Here is a 24,784-nt window from a genome sequence, read left to right as displayed (position 1 = left end):
TTGCGGCTCCAAGTCGACCAACTTTGTCCGCTGCCGAATTACCCGTTCTGGACGCCTTACCCGGATTACGCGACGCGCTCGCGCGATCCAACACTGCTATCCTGCAGGCGCCACCGGGTGCGGGTAAGAGCACGGTGCTTCCGCTCAGGCTGCTCGACGAACCCTGGCTCGAAGGCCGCAAGATCCTTATGCTCGAACCCCGACGGCTCGCGGCACGCGCCGTAGCCTGGCGACTGGCGGATCAGTTGAACGAAGACCCGGGAGCAACCGTCGGCTTTCGCGTACGCTTCGAATCGGTCGTCGGTAAGACGACGCGCATCGAAGTCGTTACCGAAGGCATCCTCACCCGCATGTTGCAGGAAGACAACGGACTCGAAGGCGTCGGACTGGTCATCTTCGATGAATTCCACGAGCGCAGCCTGCATGCCGACCTTGCCCTGGCTCTTTGCCGCGAATCACAGTCGGTGCTTCGACCCGATCTGCGTATCCTGATCATGTCGGCCACGCTGGACGGCGAGCGGCTCTCCACATTGCTGGGCAACGCGCCCGTGATCTCAAGCCTGGGCCGGCAATATCCGATCGACTACCGGTACCTGGAACCCGACACCACACAACCGATCGCGCAACAGGTCGTGCGCGGCATACTCAAAGCGCTGCGGGAAGAGCAAGGCGACATCCTGGCGTTCCTTCCCGGAAGCGGCGACATCCATCGGGCAGCCGCTTTGCTGGAAGAGCATGGCCCGGGCGGAATTCGGGTGTATTCGCTCTACGGCGACCTGCCGCACGAAGAACAACAACGCGCGCTGCAACCCGATCCGAACGGCTTGCGAAAAGTCGTGCTATCGACTTCCATCGCCGAGACATCGCTCACCATCGAAGGCATCCGCGTCGTCGTCGACAGCGGCTACGCCCGCGTGCCGCGTTTTGATCCGCGCTCCGGATTCACCAAACTGGAAACCGTCAGCGCGACCAGCGACACCACCGATCAACGGGCCGGTCGTGCCGGTCGTCTCGGACCCGGTGTTTGTTACCGGCTGTGGGCCGAGCACGCGCAAGGCCATCGCGTACCACACCGAAAGCCCGAGATCCTCGACGCAGATCTCGCGCAACTCGTCTTGGAACTTGCAGCCTGGGGACACCACGACCTCTCGGCGCTGACCTGGCTGACACCGCCACCACCAGGCTCTGTGGCACAAGCCCGCAACCTGCTCGAATCACTTGACGCCCTGGAATCCGGTAAGATCACCGATGCAGGAAAGCGCCTCTTGAAATTCCCCACTCATCCGCGGCTCGCGCATTTACTTTTGTACGGACAGGAGCATGGGCTTGCCACACTCGCGGCCGATGCGGCGGCCGTCATAGAGGAGCGCGATCCACTCGGGAAAGAAGCCGGTGCCGATCTGTCCCTGCGTGTTGAAACCCTGCGTCGCTGGCGAAAGAAAGAACGCGTGGCTGCCGATCGCGCCGCGCTCGACCGCATCGACCGCGTGGCGCGGCAATGGTGCAGGTTGTTGCACATGCAAACGGAAACCGGCGCCTTCGAACACCACGACCTCGGCAGACTCGTCGCGGCCGCCTACCCGGAGCGGATCGGTCGGCGCGACGACGAGCGCGGACGGTACCGTTTGGCAAACGGTCGCGCCGCGCGTTTACCCGAACACGACCCGCTGACCCACGATGCCTGGATCGCCGTTGCGCAACTGGATGCCGGCACGAACGAAGGAAAGATCTTTCTCGCTGCGCCCTACGATCCTTCCGATGCACTGGCCGATGCTCGTCCGCAGGCGGTCATCGAATGGGATGAACGCAACGGGCAACTGATCGCGCGGGAAGAGTGGCGCCTCGGCAATCTGGTCGCCGCCACCAAGCCGCTCACGAATCCCAAACCGGAGCAGGTAGCCGCCGCGGTCCTGACGACACTTCGAACGAATGGACTCCGCTTGTTCGAGCCGAATGAAACGGTCTTGCAATTCATCGCACGCGCCGGCGCTCTTGCCAATTGGCGACCCGAACTGGACCTCCCTGATTATTCCGAAGCGGGACTACTCGCATCGTTGGAAGAATGGGCAGCGCCTTATCTCGGAGAAATACGAAAGCGGGAAGACTTGCGAAAAGTTCCCGTGTACGATCTGCTGATGAACCGGCTGAGCTGGGAGCAACAATCCATACTCGATCGCCTGGTGCCGGAGCGCATCGAAGTACCGAGCGGATCCCAGATCCGGATCGAATACTTCGCCGATGGCGCGCCGCCGGTGTTGGCGGTCCGTTTGCAGGAAGTGTTCGGCTGGACCGACACACCGACCGTCAACGAAGGACGGACGCAACTGCTGATGCACTTGCTTTCACCGGGATACAAACCGGTACAGGTTACGCGCGACCTGCGCAGCTTTTGGCAAGGGACGTATCACGAAGTGCGAAAGGAATTACGCATGCGCTATCCGAAACATTCCTGGCCGGAAGATCCCTGGACCGCGCAGGCGGTCAGGGGCGTAAAAAAGCGCAATTAACAGTCATCCCGTTCCTGATTTGGAGACTGTGCAGGGGATTCGTTACTTGACTGCCCAAACCCTAAACCCTCCCCACTATGGAATCACACTGGCAGTACATTTTCATCAGCGCGCTCATTCCGATGTTCACAGGATTTATCTGGTACGGTCCAAAAACATTCGGTAACGTCTGGATGCGGGAAGCCGGCGTCAGCGAGGAAAAGATCAAGAGCTCGAACATGGCCCTCATCCTCAGTCTGACCTATGTGTTCAGTTTGTTCCTCTCCCTCATTCTCATTTCGGTTGTGATCCATCAATCGCATATCCTCTCCATCCTGGCAGATGATCCCGGCATGAAAGATCCGAACTCCGAGATCTCGCTTTGGCTCAAGAACTTCATGGATCAGTACGGTCAGAATTTCCGGACCTTCAAGCACGGCGCCTTCCACGGCACCCTGTCGGGCATCTTCTACGCGTTTCCGATCATCGCGATCAACGCGCTCTTCGAACGCCGGAGCTGGAAATACATCTGGATCCATACCGGTTACTGGATCCTCACCCTCGCGCTCATGGGCGGCATTGTCTGTGCGAACTTCTAAACATCCACAGCTTGTTATCGGAAAAGGGGCGAAAATTTCGCCCCTTTTTTCATGCGTACCGGTGGAAAATTACGGGCATCAACCGGACTGAGGGATACACATCCTGAGTAGCTTTGAGAAAAGCTCCTTCGCATGCGCAAATTCCTACTCCTGTCCCTTTGCACGATAGCTACCCTGACCGTATTCGCACAACCGCAGTACTTCAAAGGTTTGGGTACCAGCAACAGCACCTTCCTGCTCGGCAACACTTCCTATGCAAGCAGAAGCCAGATGATTTTTCTGCCGTCGGACCTTGGAAACCCTCCGGCCGGAACCATTCAGCGGATCTATTTCCGCTACGGCAGCACAGGCCAGGCTACGGGTAATACACTCACCGATTTCGAAGTGCGCCTGCTGCAGACCACTGCGATCGCGTTTCCAAACACCGACAACTTTTTCACCGGCTTAACGACCGTGCTGTCATCCCCTTCCTACGTCATCGCACCCGGAACGACCGGTGATTGGTTCGCCATCGAACTGACCAATCCGTTCGCGTACGATCCTTCACAGAACCTGGTCGTTCACACGCAAATGTCCGCTTCAGCCAACCAGGTGTTCGGCACATACGGCACCAACAACACCGGACAAAAACTGGTATCGCCGAACCTCACCGATACAGTCGGCAGCCTCACCAGTTCCACCTGGCAGGATTTCGGCTTCGACTTCCTGCTGAACGGACTTGATCCTTCGGCTGCGAAATTGCCCGCGGTCTCCCTGTATCCGAACCCGACCAGCAACCTGCTGACCGTAACAATCGACGGACCATCGGTCTCGGGCAACCTGGTCGTACGCGATATGCAGGGACGGGAAATGCTGCGCAGACGGATCGAAGAGTCCGGAAAAACGGTGATCAACACCGGCGACTGGAGCACGGGCAGCTATTGGCTGATCGTGGAAACCCCGGAAGGTCACGCTTATCGTCAATTCCTCCGGCAGTAAGTTATTCTTCAAATTATCCGCCTTTATAAAGGCAACCCTTTCCATCCGATCTCGTACACGAATAGATTATTCGCTCCGCCCATGAAAAAAATTTTACCCTTCCTCCTTTTCGCGCTAACCATCGGCTTCTCGGTCAGGGCGCAGGTCAGTACGATCTCGCCCGCCTCCGCCAACCCTGGTCAGTCGCTTACTACCACGATCACACTGGCCACCGGTGTGATGAACTCGGGCTCACCGCCTCAATCCAACGTCGATATCTACCTCCAGCAGGGTGCATATCAGATCTTCACCGACTACTTCGACGAAACCCAGGTGTATCCCGACGGTTTCGGCGGCTATTCCGACTCCCTGTTCACCAATTTCTCCATTCCGGCCAACGCTCCGCTCGGCTGGTATGAGATCCACGTCGTGACCTACACGCCCTGGGATCCCTGGTTTGGCCAGCAGCCGGTCGATAACATGCTCGACTACGGCTTCGTGGTTGCCGACCCGAATAGCTGCCCGGTTCCTTCCGGTGTTTCTACCTCGAACGTCACCGCCACCACCATCGATATCAACTGGACGGATCCGACCGTAGCCGATACGTTCCGCATCCGTTACCAGCCAGTCGGCGCGACGACCTATCAATACCTTGATGTACAAGGCAGCGGTGGACTCACTTCCGCGCCCCTCAGCAACCTGCAACCCGGCACCTTATATAGCTACGAGATCGCGACACGTTGCAATGGTTATCCCAGCACCTACAGCATCATCGATTATTTCATCACCGATGTAGCCATCGTCAACTGCGTGCGTCCATTCGGCCTGGCGATTACGTCCGTGAACAACATCGACGCAACGATCGAATGGTCACCCTTCCTGGCAGCCGACACGTTCCGGATCCGCTATCGTCCTGTCGGCGGCAGTCACTTCTCGTACATCAACCACGACGGAGGTCTCGGGAATTCCGAGTTGCTTGACAACCTCTATCCCGGAACCGACTACGAAGTTCAGGTCAGTTCCATCTGCAATGGCGTGAGCAGCGGCTATTGTCCGAAAGAATATTTCACGACCCTGAGCAATCCTGTATCCTGCGTTGCTCCGCTCGGCGCCAGCGCCGGCAGCATCACGGCCACCAGCGCGGTCATCAGTTGGTCGTCGCTCATCCTGGCGGATACATTCCGGGTGCGCTACCGCGAGTTCGGCGCGTTGAATTATAATTACATCGACCTCGATGGCGCTACCGGAGACACCTCAGTCAGCCTCACCGGCCTGAACCCGAATACGACGTACTATTACCAGGTGAGCTCGATCTGTGGCGGCGTCAGCTACGGTTATTGCAGCCAGTCCAACTTCACCACGCTGAACCAGACGATCAACTGCGGTCGCCCCTTCAACGTCAGCGTCGGATCGATCACGACCGGCTCCGCGGTAGTAAGCTGGGATCCGCTGACCGTAGCCGATACGTTCCGCATCCGCTACTCGATCGACGGTACCACCAACTACAGCTATATCGAACACGACGGCAGTGGACCCAATTCGCAGACGATATCGAACCTGCTGCCCAACACAACCTATCAGGTCCGAGTCAGTTCGATCTGCAACGGCGTTAGCTCGGGTTACTGTCGTCCGCAGGTGACCTTTACCACACTCAATGGTCCCGTCTCCTGTGTCACACCCTACGGGCTCGGACACAGCAACGTCACCGGTACGACGGCCGATATCTCCTGGACGCCGTTGGTACAAGCCGACAGTTTCATGATACGCTATTCGGTGAACGGCACCACCAATTACCGCTGGAAGAAGATCACCGGCGCCGGTGGTGTGACCAGCACCACGCTGACGGGTCTCTCGACCAGCACCGATTACCAGTGGCAGGTACGTTCCATCTGCTCGGGCGTGACCGTTTCGATCTACTCGGCTTCCGATGTCTTTACCACCGCGCCGGTTCGTCTCGCGAATCCGGAAACGGTTCTTGCAAGTGACTGGCAGTTGTACCCCAACCCCGCTACGCGCAACGTCAACCTGAATGTTGAAGCAACAACGGCAGGTACACAGACCGTCCGGGTAACCGACCTGCTCGGCAATACCGTCATCACACGGAACTTCCCGGTTGAATCCGGCGACAACCAACTCCAGCTCGACCTGGCAGGACTGAGTCCCGGCGTTTACTTCGTCACCCTCATCGCCGACAACCGGGAACTCCGCGGCAAGCGGTTGATCGTTAACTGATAACTTACGCGGAACACGTTTGCTGTTCCGGGTTTCGGGTTCCGGGTTCCGAGTTCATCGGGACCCGGAATTTTTTTTAGGGTGTAGTAGTTGCGAAAACCGGAATGGACCAACGGTTCAATGAAGTGGTAACTGGTAATTGGTTATTAGTAATTAGTGATTGGTGATTCGCGAGGTAGATCTTTCTTCTCTCGCTTTCGCCTCTCCGCTCAACAGTCGCATCGCTCGAAAAGGCCGTCGATCTCATCCCCTTCCCTCGGTCACGGTCTCGTAACTCGCGTCTCAATTCCCTCGTCCCTCGCCCCTCGTCCCTCGCCCCTAAAAAAAAGGCCGGCCCCTTTCGGAACCGGCTTTGCTGAGTGGTGTGTGTGTGTAACCTCAGCTCGTACTCTTGTCAGGCAAACGCCCGGTAGATGCGTTCTTTCAATCCTTCGTGCGTGAAGGGCTTCATCAGGTAGTCGTTCATGCCCGCCACGTAACACTCGTCGATCTTCTCTTTCGTCACGCTCGCGGTCATCGCGCAGATGCGCACCGCCTGACGCGGGCCGGTGAGTTTGTTGCGGATGTATTGCGTGATCTCGAAGCCGTCGAAATCCGGCAAGTGAATGTCCATGAACACCAGTCCGTAGTCGAAGTCGGCGGCCATCTGCATGGCTTCTTTCCCATTCGAAGCGACTTCCACCACGATACCCGGAAACAACTCCTGCAAGGTATCCACGGCAACCATCTGGTTGAACTCGTTGTCTTCCACCAGCAGGATCCGCTTGCCGCTCATGTCGATGCCGGCTTGTGAGGACTCGCGGATGGCGTCGGATGGCGGTTCTGCACGCTTGTACTTGACCGTGAAGAAGAAGACCGAGCCTTCTCCGACTTTACTTTTCACTTCGAGCTGTCCGCCGTGCATCTCCACAAGCTGCTTGCTGATCGTCAGCCCGAGTCCGGTGCCGCCGTACTTGCGCGTCGTATCCGAAGAAGCCTGTCCGAAACTCTCGAAGATCTTGTCGAGCCGGTCGGGCGGAATGCCGATACCGGTATCGCGTACGCTGAACGTGATCTCCGGCTCATCGTCGGTTCCGGCAGTGACCTTGGCTCCGATCGTCACTTTTCCCTTCTCGGTAAACTTGATCGCGTTACCCGTCAGGTTCATCAGCACCTGGGTGATGCGCGTTTCGTCGCCCACCACATAGAACGGCACATTCGCGTCGATGCTCTCGACCAGCGTGATGCCTTTTTCCTCCGCCTTCAGGTTGAGGATCGTATGGACGTTCTGGATCGCCGTGACGAGCGGGAAAGGAACCGCTTCCAGTTCCATCTTGCCGGCTTCCAGCTTGGCAAGGTCGAGGATGTCGTTGATGATGACGAGCAGGTTCGCGCCGCTCTTCTTGATGACGTGCAGGTATTTCTCCTGCAACGGATTGAGCGGTGAATTGATCAGCAGGTTCGTCAAACCGACGATCGCGTTCATCGGCGTGCGGATCTCGTGACTCATGTTCGCGAGGAACTGGTCACGGAACTTCTGCGTCTCGATCAGGTTGTCCCGCGTGGTCGTGAGCTCCTGGTTCGTGACCTGCAGTTCCTCCAGCGCGGCATTCAATTCACGTGTACGTTCTTTGACCTGTTCTTCCAGCTTCTGTTCGCGTGCCCGCGCTTCGCGCAAGGCCGCGTCGTTGGAACTCCGCAGTCGCTCGAAGTTGATCGTAAAGATGTTAAAGATGAGCTGCGGATACTTTTCAGCCAGTTCGGTGAACAACTGTCGCGGGATCTGGATCGTCTTCACCTCACTCGCCGCGACGATCGTAGCGGTTGCCACACCGTGCGCGAGAAAACTTTCGCCCATCACCGCCATCGCGCCCAGTTCGGCCAGGAGGATGTCTTCAATGTAGATGCCGACTTTCCCGTCTTCGATTACAAACAAGGCAGGTGGGACCTGACCTTTTTCGATCAGGACTCCGCCTTTTGGATAAACTTTAGCCGAAGCCTTGGCAACGACTTCGTCGATCACCGCCTGGCTGCAATGCTGGAACAAGGAACACTTGCTCCAGTCGGTCTTGGTAGTAGATTGGTTCATAACGTTCAAAAGGCCCGGAGCCCGCGCAAGGGGTCCGGCCGCTTCCCTGTCTTCGTCTAAGATAGAAAATTAGTTTTTAACCAGCCGACCTGTCAGGCTTCCGGCTCGCAGGAGATAACATCCGGCCGAAAAGGCGCTAAGATCTAGGCGGGCCTTGCCACCGAAAATGCGTTCCCGCTGCAACAGCCGACCCGAAAGGTCCAGTAATTCAACCGTTTCGGCAGCCGATGCCATTGGCACCTCAACATTTACCAAATCCGCGGCCGGATTCGGAAAAAGACGGATCCCGGTTATCAAGTCCAATTCATTCGTCTCCAGGATCAGGCAGGCGTCGTCCGAAACCGGCGTCGCTGCCGCTTCCAGGTAGCCCGGATTGCTCACCGTCATCCCCGAATACAGGATCATGCTGGTGTCCGTCGGAACGTAGGTAGCAGTGGTCACCACCGGCTGGATGGCTTGCTCATGACAACCGGTCCAGCCCAGGCTGTCGGTATGGATCAGCAGCATCTGGCTCAGGTTGGCCGGCGTGTAACTCGTCGTGAAACCGGAGATCAGGTACCCGCCGTCATCGGCCTTCGAGCTGCGATAGGCCTCATCCTGCAAACCGTCGCCATACGCCCTGCACCACAAGGTGTCGCCATTCGCATCGGTCTTGATGAGCACCACATTCATCGCGTCGTCACCGGCAGTACGATGTCCGTAGCCCAGCGAATTGGAATAACCCGACAACACAAAATCGCCATCAGGGTCCGCGATGACGGTATAAGCGGCTTCATCACCGATACCGCCATACGTTTTCGACCACAACACGTCGCCGATGCTGTCGAGTCGCAACAGCCAGCACTCGTAACGCCCCGGACCATTACCGACCGATGTCCCCGCCGTGATGAACCCGCCGTCCGCCAAGGGTACGATGGAAGCCAGCTCTTCCCACAGCGTATCGCCGTACATCCGCGACCACAGCAGGTTACCGCTTCGGTCGGTCTTCATTACCAACGCGTTCGACTGCTCCAGTCCCGCCCAGTTGTTATACACCAGCTTGCCGGCGACTACCAGTCCGCTGTCGGCCGTCTCGGCCACGCACAAGCCAATATCGCGCGATGCCGTATCGAACACTTTCGTAAAAATCGTATCGCCGTTGGCATCGGTGCGCATCAGGAACAGACTGTTCAAGGTTCCCGGCGTACTCTGTGTCGCGCCAACAAACAAGAGGTCGCCGTTTCGGGCCTCCGCTGTATAGGCGAATCCGTCGGCTGAGCTTCCGCCGTACGCTTTTGCCCACAACAAATGACCCAGACTGTCGGTCTTGAAAACCAGCGCGTCTTCATTCCCACCCGTGATGTTCAACCGACCCGTACACACGATCCCTCCATCGGCCGTCACGACCGCGTACTCGGAATTGTCGTAACCCGTCGTACCGTAAACGCGCGACCACACAATATTCCCGGATGCGTCCAACGCGCTCAGCATCGCGTCGGCACTGCCCTGCCCGAATGAGGTTGTCGCACCGTTAAGCAGATAGCGGCCATGAGGCCCCATCAGCGCGGTCTGCCCGCGTTCATCACCCGTCGTGCCGCCGACCAGGCGATGAAACGGTTGCGCAAATGTCCAAACAGAGAAAAACAGTAACGAAAGGGAAAGGCTGATCGGTTTCATACCGGAAAGATAACGATTAGAAAAATCAGGAGCGGACCGAACCGCTCCGTAGCACCGCCTCCACCCGTGCTCACTCGTCATGTAAACGGATATTCCCTGATGAACCGATAGTACTTGCCGAGGTCGCCCGGGGCTAGCCTGCCACGCGGGGTTTCATCGGAGCACCCGGAAAAGTGTGCCCACCGATACCCGAGCATATAATTCCCTTCTGAACAGCACAGGAAAGCCGGCCCGCTCTTGCAGAACTCGCTGGCGAGAAATGAGGAATGCATAGTTGCAGGTGAATGGGTACGAAAGTCGGTCGGCAGGAACGCCATCCCACCAACAGCGATCCAAACTTCGTGGATCCACTACGTCTCAATCGGCCCGAATGGATCTGATCACTCGGGGTTGCTGGCGGAATGCTCGCTGACAGTTTAGCAGTAGTGGCCCTCGCCTCCTACGTTAAAGAACGCGCACATCGGCAAATTGGTTCTGAACCACGAGTCCATTAAGGCTGCTGGCATTTCTGACATACAGGAATTCGATCAGGGATTCAGCCTGACGCCAATGCCTGCGCCGAGCACGAGAATTTCAGCGGGAGAAAGGCTGCGGCGGTTTTCCCAATAACTCACGAGGTACAAATCATTGGTCGAAAATTCGAAGTAGGGCGTTATCATATACTGGCTGGACTTGTACCGTATCCCCATCTGAAGGAGCGGCCCTTTCCGCAGCGAGGATGACCACCAATAATAATTGCGCGGATACCGCTGCTTGTCCCATCCCAGATCAATGTTCTTCGAGTGAGTGAGTGTTGCATGCAGCCCCACGCTCAACGGCAACAGGGTCATGCGCTCGTTCAGGTGAATGGACCAGGGCGTGTACAAACATTTTCCCGTAAAAGTGAGAATGCCTCCGTAGGCCGGCGGTGTATAACCGACACCGAAGGAAACGCTGATTCGCTTCAACGGAGTCGCTGCAATGCCGAAGGAGAGAAGACCTTGTCCGCCCGCGAATTGCACATAAGCGTCAATCGGAATCACCCGCTCGTGAATCCGTTTGGCCGTTTGGCCGTTTGCGGCCCCCGCCTCAGAAAGGACGAACAGACAAAATATGATCCAGCGAGCCATCTGCGCGTTTATAGATCTTAGCCAGGGTGTAACTGCGGTAAGCCGGCGAACCGGCATTGAAAAATGTGAGTCCGTCGCCGTACGGTGATCCCGTATGGGCAATGTGATCATGACCGTGTGCACTGAAGAGCGTCACCCGGGCGTCGTCGAGCAACTGCACATAACCTGCTTCCAGGCTCGGATCGAAATCTATTGCGTTGAAGGGTTCGACATGCGAAAGGAAAATACAAGCTTCGTAGGCCGCAGTATCCGCAACGGCATTCCGTAACCACCCAAGGTCCGGCACCCGACCGTTGAAGGAGAACTCCCGGCTGTTGGTGTTGTGGAGCACTAACCGGATCCCGGCCCAGTCAAAGTACTCATTCAGCGGACCGTACGTCCGCTCGAAGATTTCCGTCCCGTTCGCTACACAGTCGTGATTGCCGATCACGCCGAAGAACGGACACTTCAGCCGAAGCAGCGATTCGTTCAGCCAGCCGAACTCGCGTATCAACCCGAAATCGGTTAGGTCGCCTACCAGGAAGACCGCGTCCACCTGCTCGAGACGATTAATATCGGTGACCATGTCGTCCACCTCGTCGTAGAACCGCTGTTGGTCGCCGCTGATGACCAGCACAATCGTATCGCGCGGACTGCTTGCCTGCAGCTTCGCGCGGTTGGAGGCGTTCAGGTCGCGCAGCTCGGAAGCCGGATGCTTCGTCTGATATGGACTATACTCGAACTGCTCGCAGCCATACTGGAACAGCAGGGCAAGACACAGGCAGAACCGACGAAATAAACGTGCGAAAGTGGACATGGGAAAAACTGATAAACAGCACGAATAACAGCATAGCGATCACGCGGTTTAGTTAAATCCGAATAAATAATCGGAGCGACGTGTTTGCACAAGCAAAAAGCCTGTTTTCAGCATCCCGGGAAATCCGCGACAAGCCGAAATCAGGCTTTCGGATGCGGTCGGTACCGGCCGGTCAGTCCTTCACCAGCAGCACTCGCCGGGAGACATCGCCCACCACGACCAGATATTCCCCCGCGTACAAGCGTCGCGTATCGAAGTACGCGATGGTGCTTCCCTGCGGCAGGAGCTTGCGTTCGATCAGCCGGCCGCGGGTATCGAACAGCAGCACGGGGCAGTCGGCATCGAGGAACGACTTCAACTGCACCGCCACCACGTCGCTCGCGGGGTTGGGATAAATGCAGATGCTGGCTTCCTCGGCAAGCGGGTTATACAAGCCGGTCGTGGAAGGAGTATAAACGGTGGTCGGCTCGGTGATGCTGTTCACACGGCTCGCCACTTTGGTTCCGTAGAAGGTCGGGCCGACGATGTACGGATAGGCTGAGTTCCAGTTTTCGTCCACCGTGCAGAAGTACGCATAGGTACCACCCGGATATTCCGGCGTCACGCAATAACGACCGTTGTGTTCGTCGAGTTGATCGGGATCGGTCGAAGCGATGAATTCATAGTCTTCGCGGAAATAACCCAGCGGATAAGTCGCGCTGACAGCCGGGCCATCCGTGACATCGGTGCCATTCGCGTAGTGCGTGCGCGCCGTGATGTTGCGCAAATGATAACTTGACTTCATCCGTGTAATGCCGCCCGTGCCGTTGGTGTTGGCGTAACCGAAGGCGCCGTACACCGGAAACCCGTCGTAGGCGAAGCCGATCAGCGGGGAATGCGCGGTGCTGTCGAGTACGTACAGTCCGTCGGCTGCGTACAGGTCACAGACGTTGCTGATCACGCTCAGATCGAGGTTGAACGCGCTCGGGTTCTGGTGATGATGGTAGTTCCCCATCGCCGGATGCCCCTTGGCACAGTCGAAGCCCGCGCGCTCCGCCACCACCGCGTCGCGGTTCCAGACGTTGTCGCCCATGCCGCCCAACGGTCCGCCGGCGAGCGATCCGGATGAATTCCGCCAGCTCACCCCGTCACGGTGATCGAAGAACGCCACGCCGTTCACGAAGATGCCGATGTTGCCCATCGTCGTGGCGGTCGGGGTGCCGGTATTCTGCACCGGGTTCAGCGGCATGCGGAAAATAGCGTTCTGACTCTGCGCGATCGATGGATTGCCGTCGAGAAACGGTCCGGTGATGTACGAAGGGATCCCGTTCGTACTCACGTACACCCAGTTGGTCGAATACTGCACCGTCTGTACGTTGGCAAGCACCGCGTCGACGATCGGGGTCGAATTGCCGGCGACGTAGTGACGGCCAGTGATGCCGGTGGTGTTCTGAAGCCAGGAGGTGATCTGCGGACCTTGCGCGCATGCGCTACCCGTCCACAAGAGCAAGACGGTCAGGAGTCGGTGGAGGTTCATGGGTGGGTGCGGGATGAGGTGCTTGGATGCGGAAAGCCTCCGAAGGTTTATCCAATATCCGTAAATATCCTGGAGCACCGGGTGCGTTGACCGACATTTTCACCTCACTGGCCGCAGGCGAACATCCGCGACTCACTTACCGCCAAAAAACAATTCCCTCGGAAAGGCATGGGCGCGGTTAAAGACGAAGGCGCTGTCAGAGAGCGTGAGCAGAAACGCCTGCAGGTCCACTTTCTCCTCCGGACTCAGCGTGATCGGCTTGCGGAGTTCAGCCGACAGGCGCGGACCCGCCTGCAGGCCGCCGGTGTAGTGGCGAATCACCTCCGTCAGGGTCCTGAAACGGCCGTCGTGCATGTAGGGATACGAGTATTCGACGTTCCGCAGGCTGGGCACTTTGAACTGCAGGCTGTCGGCGGATACGCGCGTCACCCGGTAACGTCCGGCATCCGGGACGAGCGTGTCGGGCGGGAGTCCGTTGTTGGCAAACGCGTAATTGGTGAAGAGCGGCTCGCGGTGACAGGCGTTGCAATGCTGTCGGAAGAGGCGATATCCGTTTTCCTCCTGCGGCGTGAAGGCGAGTTCGCCACGCCGCATCTTGTCATAACGCGCCTCCGCACTCACCAGGGTCGTCATGAACGCGGCGATGGCTTTTAAAAATCGTTGTCCGGTAATCGCCGTATCGCCCCAGGCGGTGCGGAAGAGTTCGGGATACAGGCGGGAGCGACGCAGCCGCAGGAGGACCGCGTCGAGCGTATTGTCCATCTCGTCGTGCTGCGCGATCGGCGCGAGGGCCTGCACGTCGAGGTGGTTGATCGCGCCGTCCCACATGAACTCCGGCTGCCAGGCCAGGTTGAACAGCGCCGGCGCGTTGCGAAGCCCGATGCGATTCTCGATGCCGTGGCTGCGCGCATGGTCCGTATGTGCGAAGGCGCTATAAGGCGAATGACAACTTTCGCAGGAGATGGTGCTGTCGCGCGACAGCAGCGGATCGTAGAACAAGGCGCGACCCAGTTGCACCTTCGCCTCCGTCAACGGATTCGTCTCGAAGGAATACACGACAGGAGGAAAGCCGGGCGGCGGCTTGAAAAGTTCCTGCGACGAGTTCCACGCGAGCAGCGAGCAAAACACCGCAACGAGCAATACGATAGGTATGCGTTTCATGGCAGCATCCGGAAAGAGCGGGCGAGCACTTCACACAAGCGCACCGCCTCCAGACCGGGAGTGTTGACGGCGGGTTGCTCCGCAGGTTTAATCGCTTCGAGGAATTCCGCCAGGTCGAGGACAAGTTCATTGCCCGCGGGCAGCCGGACTTCCCGGCTGCTCGCATGCGGAGGCAGGTACCCTCCAAGGTGGTATTCGATCGCGTGATGCGGAGCGTTCGACCGTTCCGTCGCGCCTTCGATCTTACAATGGATGTAACCGCTGTTCCAAGCCCAATACATGCCGTGCGCGGGGTCGAGGTCGCCGCCCAACGCGCCGCTTACGTTGAGCAGGCTGTCGGTGCCGAAGCGGAAGTACAGGGAATCATAGGATAGTCCCTCCGGGAACGATAACACCGCGTGCGCCGGATCACGCAGGTCGATGAGGTGCGCAGGCTGGCTGTCGCGCCATACGACCGCGCCGCTCCGCACCAGGCGTACGTCGCTCAAATAAAACCGTACCGAGCGGATGGTAATATGGCCGTTTACACGGGTATTCACTTCCGTACTGTCGGAAAGAAGTTCTTTGTCGCCCGCGCGTACCGTGATCCGGATCGACTGCGCCTGCAAGCGGACGCACGAAAGGCCGGCAATCAAAACCAATACAACTGATCGGAGACCGGGAATCATACAGGGAAGCCTTACCTATACTAAGGTAGGCTATTTCGGGCTTCTCAGGGCCTCTGATCAGACAGGGCTCAGCCTTAAAAAACTCCGTGTGCCTCGTACGTTAGCGCCATTCCTTAAAAGTAGGAAATTAGAGGCAAGGTTGATAAGTAAGGTGGCGGGAGGTGATCCGTGCCCAAGCAGTCCGTGAGACATGCTCTCACAGAGATATGCCCCCGTCATCTTCTTACTCTTTAGAGTCTGAACAGAATCCAAGGCGTCCTGGATGTCAGAGACAGCTTGAGTAGGTTACGAGTAAAGACGAGGGGGAGTATGCTTATCATCCGAGATCAAAACCCATTCAGTCATGGAGAACGTTATTCGCCAATGCATTGGAATTGATTGCGGGATGAAGGAGCATGTTGCCAGCTTCAGCCGCATGTATGCCGACCTTCGGGTGGAGTGTTTATCCACGCTGGCCATCCCCAATGGTCCGGGAGGCTTCGTTAAGCTCTCCAAATGGATCCGGAAGCTGATAGATCCATCCATGCCCTGTCAGATTGTGTTGGAAGCCACCGGTGTTTATCATGAAACGCTGGCGTGCTTCCTTACGGAGAAGGGCTGGCCGGTGAGCGTAGTACTTCCCAACCGGGCAAAGTACTTTTCCAAGACACTTACAGTAAAGACGGTCAATGACAAAGTATCTTCCCAGACATTGGCCGCCATGGGCCTGGAGAAGAAACTGGACGTCTGGTCGCCGCCGGATCCGATTTACAATCAGCTGCGGCAGCTAACCCGGGAGCGAGATCAGCTCAAAGCGGAAAGTACGCAGATCAAATGTCAGTTACACGCAGAAGAGAGCGGAGCCTGGCCCAACAAGTCAAGCATTAAACGGATGAATCAACGATTGTCTTTGATTGAACGACAGGTAGAAGAAGTGGAAACGTCCATCCGGGAAGTCGTTGCTGAATCACCTGAGATTGATCAGGCTGTAAGACGCATGACATCGATTGTAGGTGTTGGGATGCTCACAGCAGTAACGGTGCTGGCGGAAACCAATGGATTCAATCTGGTAAGGAACAAGAAACAGCTAGTCAGCTATGCGGGGCTGGATGTGGTGGAAAGGACATCCGGTATATCGGTCAGGGGAAGGTCCCGCATATCGCATCGAGGGAACCGGTACTTAAGAAAGTGCCTGTACTTCCCGGCCATGACTGCAGCACGTCATTCAAATGACCATAAGGCGTTGTACAACAGGCTCATCAGCAAACACGGAATTGCGATGAAAGCAGCGGTGGCGGTTCAACGGAAATTATTGGTTATGATGTATGCGATCTGGAAAAACGGAACAATCTACGACCCCAACTACGAATTAAAAAAGCAACAAAATGAATTAGGGCAGACCCGAAGACCTGCCCTAACGGAACTGGCTTAAAGCCGTTCTTTGTAATCCCGAATTTAGAAAAAATCTAACACGGAAATTTGGCGGTTAACACAGAATCTCTGTGTAACCTCTGCGAAACTCTGTGCTACTAAACCCTACAAAGCACAACAATCGAACACTGTAATCCAAGCCGATACCAGACCATTCATTCATGACATTGATTACATTTATTCACCCATTACCCGCAAACCATGAAGAAACCCCTCCTCCTCACCCTGGCACTCGCCTGCTCATTCTGTTTTGGTTACGCGTTCAAGAACCTAATCGATCCCGCGTCCAAAGACATCACGCATTTCAAACGCGTCACCGGCATCGGCGGGATCTTTTTCAAGTGCAAGGACCCCGCCGCGCTGCGCGCCTGGTATCAGACCCACCTCGGACTGCAAACCAACGCCTATGGCGCCGTCTTCGAATGGTGGCAGGGCGCAGATTCGAGCAAGAAGGGCTTCACACAGTGGAGCCCGTTCAAGGAGACGACGAAGTACTTCGAGCCCTCGACGAAAGAGTTCATGATCAACTACCGGGTCGCCGACATGGAACGGCTCGTCGACGCGCTGCGAAAGGAAGGCGTCACGATCACCGATTCCATCCAGGCCTTCGATTACGGCAAGTTCGTACACATCCTCGACCTCGAAGGCAATAAGATCGAGCTCTGGGAACCGAACGACCTCGTGTACGAACAAATGGGCGTCCAGATGGGCAGCCCGACGACGAAGTGAGACTCCGGAGGTTTATGACCACTGGGACATAGCGATCAACGCAGTGCTACTTTTTCAAAATCACCACAAATTGTCTGATCGCTGAAAACCATCCGCCGGACGCAATGAACTCGAATGATCGAACACGACGGGCCTGATGCCGGTCATTCTATGACTACTCGATACTGCATCGCCTGCTGATCGCTGCCCTGAACCAATAGGATGTAGCTGCCCGCCGCGAGTTCGGTAGTATTGATCCGGAGGCTGCCTTCGCCCGACGCCGCGGAGAATACCGGTCGTCCAGCAAGGTCAAACAGGAACACGCGTGCGATCGTGCCCCGCAAGGAACGCACCGTCAGGTAATCCCGGGCCGGCGAAGGTCCCACAAGGAACATCGGCGAGGCGTTAGGACTGCCTGTTCCGGTAAGCAGGTCTGTCAGTTTGCCGGCATCCGCCTGGAGAATGCGTCGGTCGAAGGAATTAGCGCTGTATTGCTGAACCAATCCGACCAGGCTGATTGAAGCCGAATCAATCGTATTGATCTGGCCGCTGGATCCCCAATATTCCTCTGGCACAGCGAGCGAGTAGGTCTGTCGATACTGTGTACCAGGCAGGAGCGTCGCGGGTAGTACACCCGGAGTACCCCATGCGCCGCCGCGCATCGACAACAAGACATGCTTGTGTCGAAATCCGATGATCGGATCACCGAGTCCGTAAAACGGATGTCCAACCTGCGTGTTCGCCGCGTTCACCTGGTCCCAGCCGGTGCCCAGTCCGTACACTTCGTCGGCCAGCAACCAGAGATTGGGGCGCAAATCCGCTGTGATCGTATCGTACGCCTCGACTACCACGGTCGCACTGACCGTACGGTGCGTCACATCCCACTGGATCCCTTCGAGCTTCACGCCGACCGGCTCGTAGCTGACGAGCCGTTCCGCGAGCAGGGTGCCGTAATTGTATGGTTCGGTGGTGAGCGTGGGCAGTTCGGGAAACTTGTATGCGTCGCAGCTCAGCTTGGGATAACCTCCGTTCATCAGCGCGTTGGTGAAGACCGTGCCGGTGAAAACGGAAGAGCTGGAAGAATCCATCATGTCGCCACCGTGAATGGCTACGCCGATGGCTTCAGGGTTCCAGACCACCGCGGAGTCGAGTTGCATACTGCCGTCGGCGCAATAGGTACACCAGGCCCCGGTCTTGTCAATCAGCACCGGTCGTCGGTCGGGCACGTTCGGGGCAACTTCCACGACAAAGCTGGCTGTGTCGTTGGAAGGGTTCTCGTCGAGCGGCTGGCCGTTCACGGCCCGCAGCGCGAAGCCGATGCGCTGACGTCCGGGCCCGAGCGAGGGCAGGCGCGTGGCCGGCATACAGTCAAAATCGCGCGCGTAAAGCAGCGAGAGTCCTCCAAAGGACTCGGAAAACGCGGGAGTTCCGTCCACGGTAACATCGAGACGAAAGTCGGTGATCGTATCAAGGCCGTTGTTGCGCAGCTTCATGCCGGTGCGTGCGCCGCTGACCGGAACGACAGTGCCGAAGTAAGGCCGTACGATGCCGAGGTCGAACTGGCCGGGATCGCTCAGTACTACATGGTCGATTGCCAGTCCGTTGGCGGAAGCGCCGTTATCGCTGAACCCGATGCGGAATCGGAAATTAGCCGTGTAGTAGGCACGCGGGATGTTCCAGCGAAAACGGTTCCAGCCGTTCTGTTCGTTGATGCTGAAGAAGTAATTGTATATACCACCGTTTGACAATGCCACGTTGGCGCGTCCGTCGATGTCGGGCGGAATGAAATAGTCGAACTCCAGTCGCAACGAGTCGGCGACGGAGCAATCGATGATCGGCGAGTACAGGTAACACCAGTTGGCCAGGTTGGCGGTGCCCGCGGCGTTGTCGTAACGGTTGTCGTTCACGGCGGCGTACATGCCGTGCGGCGGGATCGGGAAGCCGGCGGATTCCAGGCTGTCACCAAACTCCCAGCCGATGCAAGGACTCTGTTGATTGAAGACCGTCCAGCCAGACGGCAAACTGCCGGCGGAAAAGTCTTCCGACAGGTAAATCGTCTGCGCCGATAAGCTCGGCCTTACAAGGCACAGTAGCACCACAAGAAGCGTGCATGCCCGGGCATTACGGCTATTCCAACACGGATCAAAACTTGCGTACATGGTTAAATCCATTTGTCCGGTGGAAGAGAGTCGGGCTTCTAACGAATATAGGAAGAAGCAGGGATTCCTCGGCTCTGTCGGAAATTGTAGCACAGCGCCTCGCAGAGGCCCACAGCTATTTCTCTCCATGACCGCCTACGTACCCTTTAGTTTGCCTTAGTATCCGCCACAAGGCCCGCCTTTGAACTACCTATACTCGAAAACCATAGCGAAATTCTTCCTCCATCACCGTAACCCGCCTGTTCGTTCTACTTCACTGTGATGTTCTAAACTCTTACTATTTATAGATCACAATTCTCTCTGTAAATATCTTATTGTTCACCATGTCGTTTATCACGACTGAGTAAAGTCCATTTGCAATGTAGGATAAGTCAATGCTCGATCCATAACTATCCAATTCGCTATAAACTATTTGGCCAGTGCTATTCAGCAAAGTCACTTTATATAAGTCACCGCCTCCATTTATTTCCAAATAATCGCTTGCGGGATTTGGGCCTATATTAATGTGCATGGCTCCATTCTTTTGATTCGATTCCGATTCCTGCACAGTAATACTACTGCTGCTTATTCGATAATTACTACTACTGCAGCTATTCAACTCCTCTTCAATTAGAGCCCTATCGATTGCCCCCAAGAGAGCCGCCTCTTCTACATTAATCTGGCAGATCATTGAATTTATCACTGCAATACAATCTTGGTCGGGGGCCCATGATAACATTTCATTTAAAAGTTCGATGGATTCACTTCTTAAACAGGCCAACCATAATACTTGAGCTTTGTCAAGAGAATAAACATATTTTTCATACTTATCATCTTGACTGTTAGCCAAGGAAATTCTGTTTTGAATAATATCGATTATTCTTGATATCAATAGTGAATCTGAATTACAAATAAGATCCTCAGACCTATAAGCAAATCCTAACGCCTCCATCAATTTAATATAACTGTAATTTAAAAGATATATTTCATCATTATTAGGATTATTGTAGTTCTCATTTAATATTTGAATTAACAAATTAATTGCTTCAGTATATTTATTTTGACTCTGAGAATTAAACTTATCAATTGCTTCTTTTGTTGCCTCATTCAGCGGCTTGTTAATGAAATCGTCAGTATTTATCAAATCGCATTGAGGGCAATATTTCAGCGGATCACCCATATCACATGGAGGACTCCCACAGGGTGGAAATGCTTGGCCACATGATGAAGCATTACTTAACACAATACCTGTAAGAGAATAATTATTAGATACGCCATCAGTCAAATTATACTCCGCGGATGAAAGCCCTTGGGCTCCCCACCAATTATTATCAACATTGATCGAATATGGAGGCGCCATCAGCAGTCCGAATACACTGTGGCCTATTCCGGTTTGAATTGGCTTTAGGTTATTTTGACCCTTAAAAAGATACAGGTATCTGCCATAAACCGTGCGAATTGAATAGTAATTATTCTCAATTGTGACATTCGCAGGATGAGGAATAGCCACATTGTCATCCATATGCAAGCTCGCACCATAATTAAAAACCACACCATTCTGATTCCATGATATGGTCCCACATTTTATATACAGGGGACAGTTATCAACACGAGTTGCTATATTATTAAAATTAATCAATGGATCATCGAGTGTCAGTACCGGGGTTGAAGCCCCTTGCCATCTAATTCCATTCTCATTAGAACTAACCTGCGTACCCCCCCACTACAGCTTGATAGAAATAAGAAGGGTGAGTCATATTGCCACCATAAATACCATATTGATTATTAAAATAACTGCAATTAAACAAATTTAGCCCCTTATCTTGGACACGGATTCCAAACACATTGTGTCTAAAAACCGAAGCTATAACAGTAAGAGAACCTCCACCCAGTGTTTGCCACGCAAATATCCCGTACTTACCATATTCAAAAATACAACTGCTAACAGTACAATTAGATTGACCGAATAGATTAAGCCCACGATGATTGTTATTCTGGCCAGCGACATTACTGGTAAATTTTGAAAATGTCACGCTAACATTTGTTGTAATACCTTCTACTTGTAGCCTGGAGTTGCTATTAAGTTCAACTTTTCCTCGATTCAAATTAAAGAAAACAATATCCGATGGGATATAAAGTGACTCTTGATCAATTTGAATAATCTTCCTGCTTTGTGAAGCGCCACTAATATCAATAGAGCAATTAGCCCCACAAATAACATTTCTTGAGGGCGAAAGTGAAGCATTATTAAAACGAAAAAAGCCATGATTTGAAGTCGTGCGATTTAATCGCAAAGTTGCATTGTCTTCCAATTTCAATATGCCATTTATCTCAAATACAGCAACATTGCCGTCAAGGTTTACTGTACAGTTCGGAAAATAGTTAACATAGCCGTCATCTTCAATAATTATTTTTCCATCATTCACATTTATCACAGCTCCAGTATTAATGACTAAACGCCCTCCCCTTTTAACTCTTAGAGTTGCATTTTGACTTAGGTCAATTCTACTATTGGATTCAAGAATTAACTGGCTATTGTTATCAACCACAAATTCTCCATTTGACTCAATGTTAATGAAAGAGCCAGCTTTGCAATAGAACTTTGTAGGATCAGAAAAAACCAATAATCCATTGACAGTTATTGGATTATCCATCTTTGTTTCCGTCAATCCTTGATCTAGGGTTATCCTCTTCCCGCTCTTCAAATTTAATGAATAGCCTCCAGTATTTCCGATTGGGTTCAGGTGAATATCTGGAGCACACCATCTTTGGTCATTAACAACATCGACATCATCAAATCTAATTTTAACTTGAATGTTTCCACCATTTTGAGAAACAATTTCAATTGAAACACTATTTAGATACACAACTCTCTCATCTTTTGGATCACCAATAGGATCCTGTCGACTAGAAAGATTAATCATTGATGAAGTTGTTGGATTAAAGCCTAATCCAAACTTTCTAGCACCACTATACTTAAAGACTTGCCTCGGATTTCCTGCTTGAAACACATTATATTGATAGACGCCTTGATTATTCTCATAAATCTTTGGATACCTATCATCATAATCCAGCTCATTGATAGGCGGTACTCTATCAATCGAGATTTCATCGAGGTCACATCCTCCTGTAAGTGGATTAGGCAGCCCCTTAATAAAGGGCAGAATTGGCACAGGCCAACAACTTGTTACTTGGGCTGTGGCCTCCAAATTCACATCATAAAAACCGTCCGCAGAAATGTATCGTAAATAATCGGAATGTGAACCATAAACATTTGATGCTAGATTATCGTTTATCACATCTTTCCCTATTTGTAGATAAGCATAGAGGCCATAAGTTGCGGGGTCTATGCATGGATTTCCAATTGCGGTTCGATATTCATCAAATAATACCCCATTCATGGTTCTACCATTGTGATTCTCCAACCAGATATATTCTTGATATTTATTTCCTGGTGTAAATGGCAATTTTATCCTTATTGCATCGCCAGTAACAGTAAAATCACGTAATGTATACGTTCCGGAATGACTCGAAACAGAAGCATCTAAATCTCCTGAAACTTCCATCGAATTAGTTTCGTCTCGGGCGGATATTGAATATTGATTTCCCGGCGCGATCCAGTTTAATCTGTGTCGATCCCATGCGCTCCAACAATTTAATGCCGCACTGGTTAAACTTAGCATAGCATGTGCGCTATTTTTACCAATCCACATATTTGCTTCACTCCCTCCAGATACATGAAAATTATTTCCACCAATTATTAAATGTGAAAATTCATGTCTTGCAATGTCCAATGGCATATTAACCTGCGCCCCAAACTGAGACCATGAATCTGAATTATATCCTAATATTGTACCCAAGTTAAGAGTTGTGGCATTTCCTGTGCCAGTAGCTATGTTATGATTCCTCCACATTATCATAACATGATCGAATGAAGAATTACTGCTATTCAATTTCGCCATGCCAAATAATGAAGGTGTCCATAAATCAAAAAAGGCTGGATTAGTAATGCCGGATCTTGTTACAAATCCTGTAGTCATCTGATTATTGATTGCAGCTACTAATGCATTCTGATAGCCGAAGGCAATAATATCACTTTCGTTAACAGTAATAACACCGCCGTTTGATGAAGGCTGCAAGTAATCTCCTTGTACAAAAAAGTTGCCAGATGAAGCTAAATGAAAATACTGAGTAAATAATCCAGTCAATGGAACAGACATATCAAACATACTATTACCCCAGACAGGAAATGTCCCTTGCTGCCAAGTAACATTAGAATTTGGGTCAACGCCCACATCATAATTTACTTCCGCTAGAATAACTAAAATTCGAAGGGTTCCCGAGCAGGGCAAATGCCAACCATTTCTTGACTCGTATATAGCAGTTGGATAGGAAGCGGGTATTAAATCCTGCATGCATTCCTGAGCAAGAAGGTGATTACAGGCCAAAATTAAATTAAGTAAATTTAAAATATATTTTATTGAACCGTATCTCATGTCATTTTATTTATTAGAACTCGTCTCAAGATTGTCTTTATCAGAATTCTCGCACATGCAAGCTGAAAAAAACCGAGGAAATTCTCGACATGGAAATCGTATCGAGTTCCACAACGGCGGTGATTCTGAAGCCATGCAAAGAGTCTTTACACTTTCCATCGTCTGACATATATACAGAGTGTCCTTTAATATTGCGCGGCCTTTTTCTTTCTGTTTTTCTAGTGCGGTGCAATTAGCTTTATTACTCTTTTTTAACTTTATGTCCAGAGGATCGCTATCGTAAGCCTGATCACCAATGAGCTTTTCTGAACGTCCGTTCACATGCTTCGAATCAATTATCTCTTCCGCCAACTTTAATTCATGGGTGTTTGCAGTTCCGGCCCATACGGAGACAGGTAAACCAGAAGCGTCTGCGGTTGCCATGATCTTGGCGCCCTTTGCTTTCTTAGTTTTTCCAATACCAGAGCCCCTTTTTTGGCCGCTGCAAACGTGCCATCTATGAAGCATTCAGTTAAGTCAATCTTCCCTCGTTCTATAAGGTCATTGACGATCCGCCATAGTGTAGTATTTTATTCCACAATCCGGATTGAACCCAATTTTGAAAATACCTGTGGCAATTCTGATGCGGCGGATACCTGCCAGGCATATCATGCCATGGTGCTCCAGTCCGACAGATCCACAATATTCCATTGACAATCCTTCGCAATTCCTGAGGTGGCCTTCCTACTTTTCCAGATTTACTCCTAAGCAGAAGCTTCCATTGGTCTTCCGTTAAACCCATTTT

General features: G+C 53.3%; 16 protein-coding genes and 1 pseudogene. 6 read left to right on the top strand and 11 right to left on the bottom strand.

Annotation, left to right across the window (positions count from 1 at the left end):
- Nucleotides 1–23 precede the first annotated feature (23 nt).
- The 4 genes from hrpB (at nucleotide 24) to IPJ96_02560 (ending at nucleotide 6,274) form a co-directional block, all read left to right on the top strand.
- The gene (gene hrpB / locus IPJ96_02575) at nucleotides 24–2,507 is read left to right on the top strand and encodes an ATP-dependent helicase HrpB (protein ID MBK7909231.1); all 2,484 of its coding nucleotides are present in this window, start codon (nucleotides 24–26) and stop codon (nucleotides 2,505–2,507) included.
- A 77-nt stretch (nucleotides 2,508–2,584) separates the two neighbouring features.
- The gene (locus tag IPJ96_02570) at nucleotides 2,585–3,085 is read left to right on the top strand and encodes a DUF1761 domain-containing protein (GenBank protein MBK7909230.1); all 501 of its coding nucleotides are present in this window, start codon (nucleotides 2,585–2,587) and stop codon (nucleotides 3,083–3,085) included.
- Between the two features lie 132 nt (nucleotides 3,086–3,217).
- Entirely contained in the window at nucleotides 3,218–4,063 is an 846-nt protein-coding gene (locus IPJ96_02565) for a T9SS type A sorting domain-containing protein (GenBank protein MBK7909229.1), read from the top strand.
- Nucleotides 4,064–4,144: 81 nt separating this feature from the next.
- On the top strand, nucleotides 4,145–6,274 hold the full coding sequence (locus tag IPJ96_02560) for a fibronectin type III domain-containing protein (protein MBK7909228.1): 2,130 nt from the start codon (nucleotides 4,145–4,147) through the stop codon (nucleotides 6,272–6,274).
- A gap of 394 nt (nucleotides 6,275–6,668) precedes the next feature.
- On the opposite strand, the gene IPJ96_02555 is transcribed toward IPJ96_02560, so the two are convergent.
- From IPJ96_02555 to IPJ96_02525, 7 genes are all read right to left on the bottom strand, one after another.
- On the bottom strand, nucleotides 6,669–8,342 hold the full coding sequence (locus tag IPJ96_02555) for a response regulator (GenBank protein ID MBK7909227.1): 1,674 nt from the start codon (nucleotides 8,340–8,342) through the stop codon (nucleotides 6,669–6,671).
- 69 nt (nucleotides 8,343–8,411) lie between these two features.
- Nucleotides 8,412–9,998 (bottom strand): T9SS type A sorting domain-containing protein, encoded by a 1,587-nt coding sequence (locus tag IPJ96_02550; GenBank protein MBK7909226.1) that lies wholly within the window; start codon nucleotides 9,996–9,998, stop codon nucleotides 8,412–8,414.
- 527 nt (nucleotides 9,999–10,525) lie between these two features.
- On the bottom strand, nucleotides 10,526–11,020 hold the full coding sequence (locus tag IPJ96_02545; GenBank protein MBK7909225.1) for a hypothetical protein: 495 nt from the start codon (nucleotides 11,018–11,020) through the stop codon (nucleotides 10,526–10,528).
- A 46-nt stretch (nucleotides 11,021–11,066) separates the two neighbouring features.
- A complete protein-coding gene (locus IPJ96_02540; GenBank protein MBK7909224.1) occupies nucleotides 11,067–11,903 on the bottom strand; it encodes a metallophosphoesterase in 837 nt (278 codons plus the stop codon).
- 172 nt (nucleotides 11,904–12,075) lie between these two features.
- Nucleotides 12,076–13,419, bottom strand: coding sequence for a YHYH protein (locus IPJ96_02535; GenBank protein ID MBK7909223.1), 1,344 nt, complete (start codon nucleotides 13,417–13,419; stop codon nucleotides 12,076–12,078).
- Between the two features lie 132 nt (nucleotides 13,420–13,551).
- The gene (locus IPJ96_02530) at nucleotides 13,552–14,580 is read right to left on the bottom strand and encodes a c-type cytochrome (GenBank protein ID MBK7909222.1); all 1,029 of its coding nucleotides are present in this window, start codon (nucleotides 14,578–14,580) and stop codon (nucleotides 13,552–13,554) included.
- Complete coding sequence (locus IPJ96_02525) at nucleotides 14,577–15,248, bottom strand: hypothetical protein (protein ID MBK7909221.1); 672 nt, start codon at nucleotides 15,246–15,248, stop codon at nucleotides 14,577–14,579. Before IPJ96_02525 ends, IPJ96_02530 begins: the two co-directional genes overlap by 4 nt.
- Nucleotides 15,249–15,591: 343 nt before the next feature.
- Between IPJ96_02525 and IPJ96_02520 the strand changes: the two genes are divergently transcribed.
- Nucleotides 15,592–16,659 (top strand): IS110 family transposase, encoded by a 1,068-nt coding sequence (locus tag IPJ96_02520; protein MBK7909220.1) that lies wholly within the window; start codon nucleotides 15,592–15,594, stop codon nucleotides 16,657–16,659.
- A gap of 293 nt (nucleotides 16,660–16,952) precedes the next feature.
- Nucleotides 16,953–17,387 carry a VOC family protein gene (locus IPJ96_02515; protein MBK7909219.1) on the top strand — a complete coding sequence of 145 codons (435 nt, stop codon included), beginning with the start codon at nucleotides 16,953–16,955 and terminating at the stop codon, nucleotides 17,385–17,387.
- 143 nt (nucleotides 17,388–17,530) lie between these two features.
- Here IPJ96_02515 and IPJ96_02510 read toward each other — a convergent pair whose 3' ends face one another.
- The 4 genes and pseudogenes from IPJ96_02510 to IPJ96_02495 all read right to left on the bottom strand — a co-directional run bounded on the left by IPJ96_02510 (nucleotide 17,531) and on the right by IPJ96_02495 (nucleotide 24,781).
- Nucleotides 17,531–19,525 (bottom strand): T9SS type A sorting domain-containing protein, encoded by a 1,995-nt coding sequence (locus tag IPJ96_02510; GenBank protein ID MBK7909218.1) that lies wholly within the window; start codon nucleotides 19,523–19,525, stop codon nucleotides 17,531–17,533.
- Between the two features lie 277 nt (nucleotides 19,526–19,802).
- Nucleotides 19,803–21,032: a T9SS type A sorting domain-containing protein gene (locus IPJ96_02505; protein MBK7909217.1), complete on the bottom strand. Its 1,230-nt coding sequence runs from the start codon at nucleotides 21,030–21,032 to the stop codon at nucleotides 19,803–19,805.
- A 175-nt stretch (nucleotides 21,033–21,207) separates the two neighbouring features.
- Entirely contained in the window at nucleotides 21,208–24,000 is a 2,793-nt protein-coding gene (locus IPJ96_02500) for a hypothetical protein (protein MBK7909216.1), read from the bottom strand.
- Nucleotides 23,997–24,781 (bottom strand): annotated as a pseudogene (locus IPJ96_02495) (IS5 family transposase). Before IPJ96_02495 ends, IPJ96_02500 begins: the two are co-directional and overlap by 4 nt.
- Nucleotides 24,782–24,784: the final 3 nt, after the last annotated feature.

Source organism: Bacteroidota bacterium (genome assembly GCA_016713765.1).
GTDB classification, from domain to species: Bacteria; Bacteroidota; Bacteroidia; order AKYH767-A; family 2013-40CM-41-45; genus Pollutiaquabacter; species Pollutiaquabacter aromativorans.
This window is presented reverse-complemented; position numbering and strand designations above follow the sequence as displayed.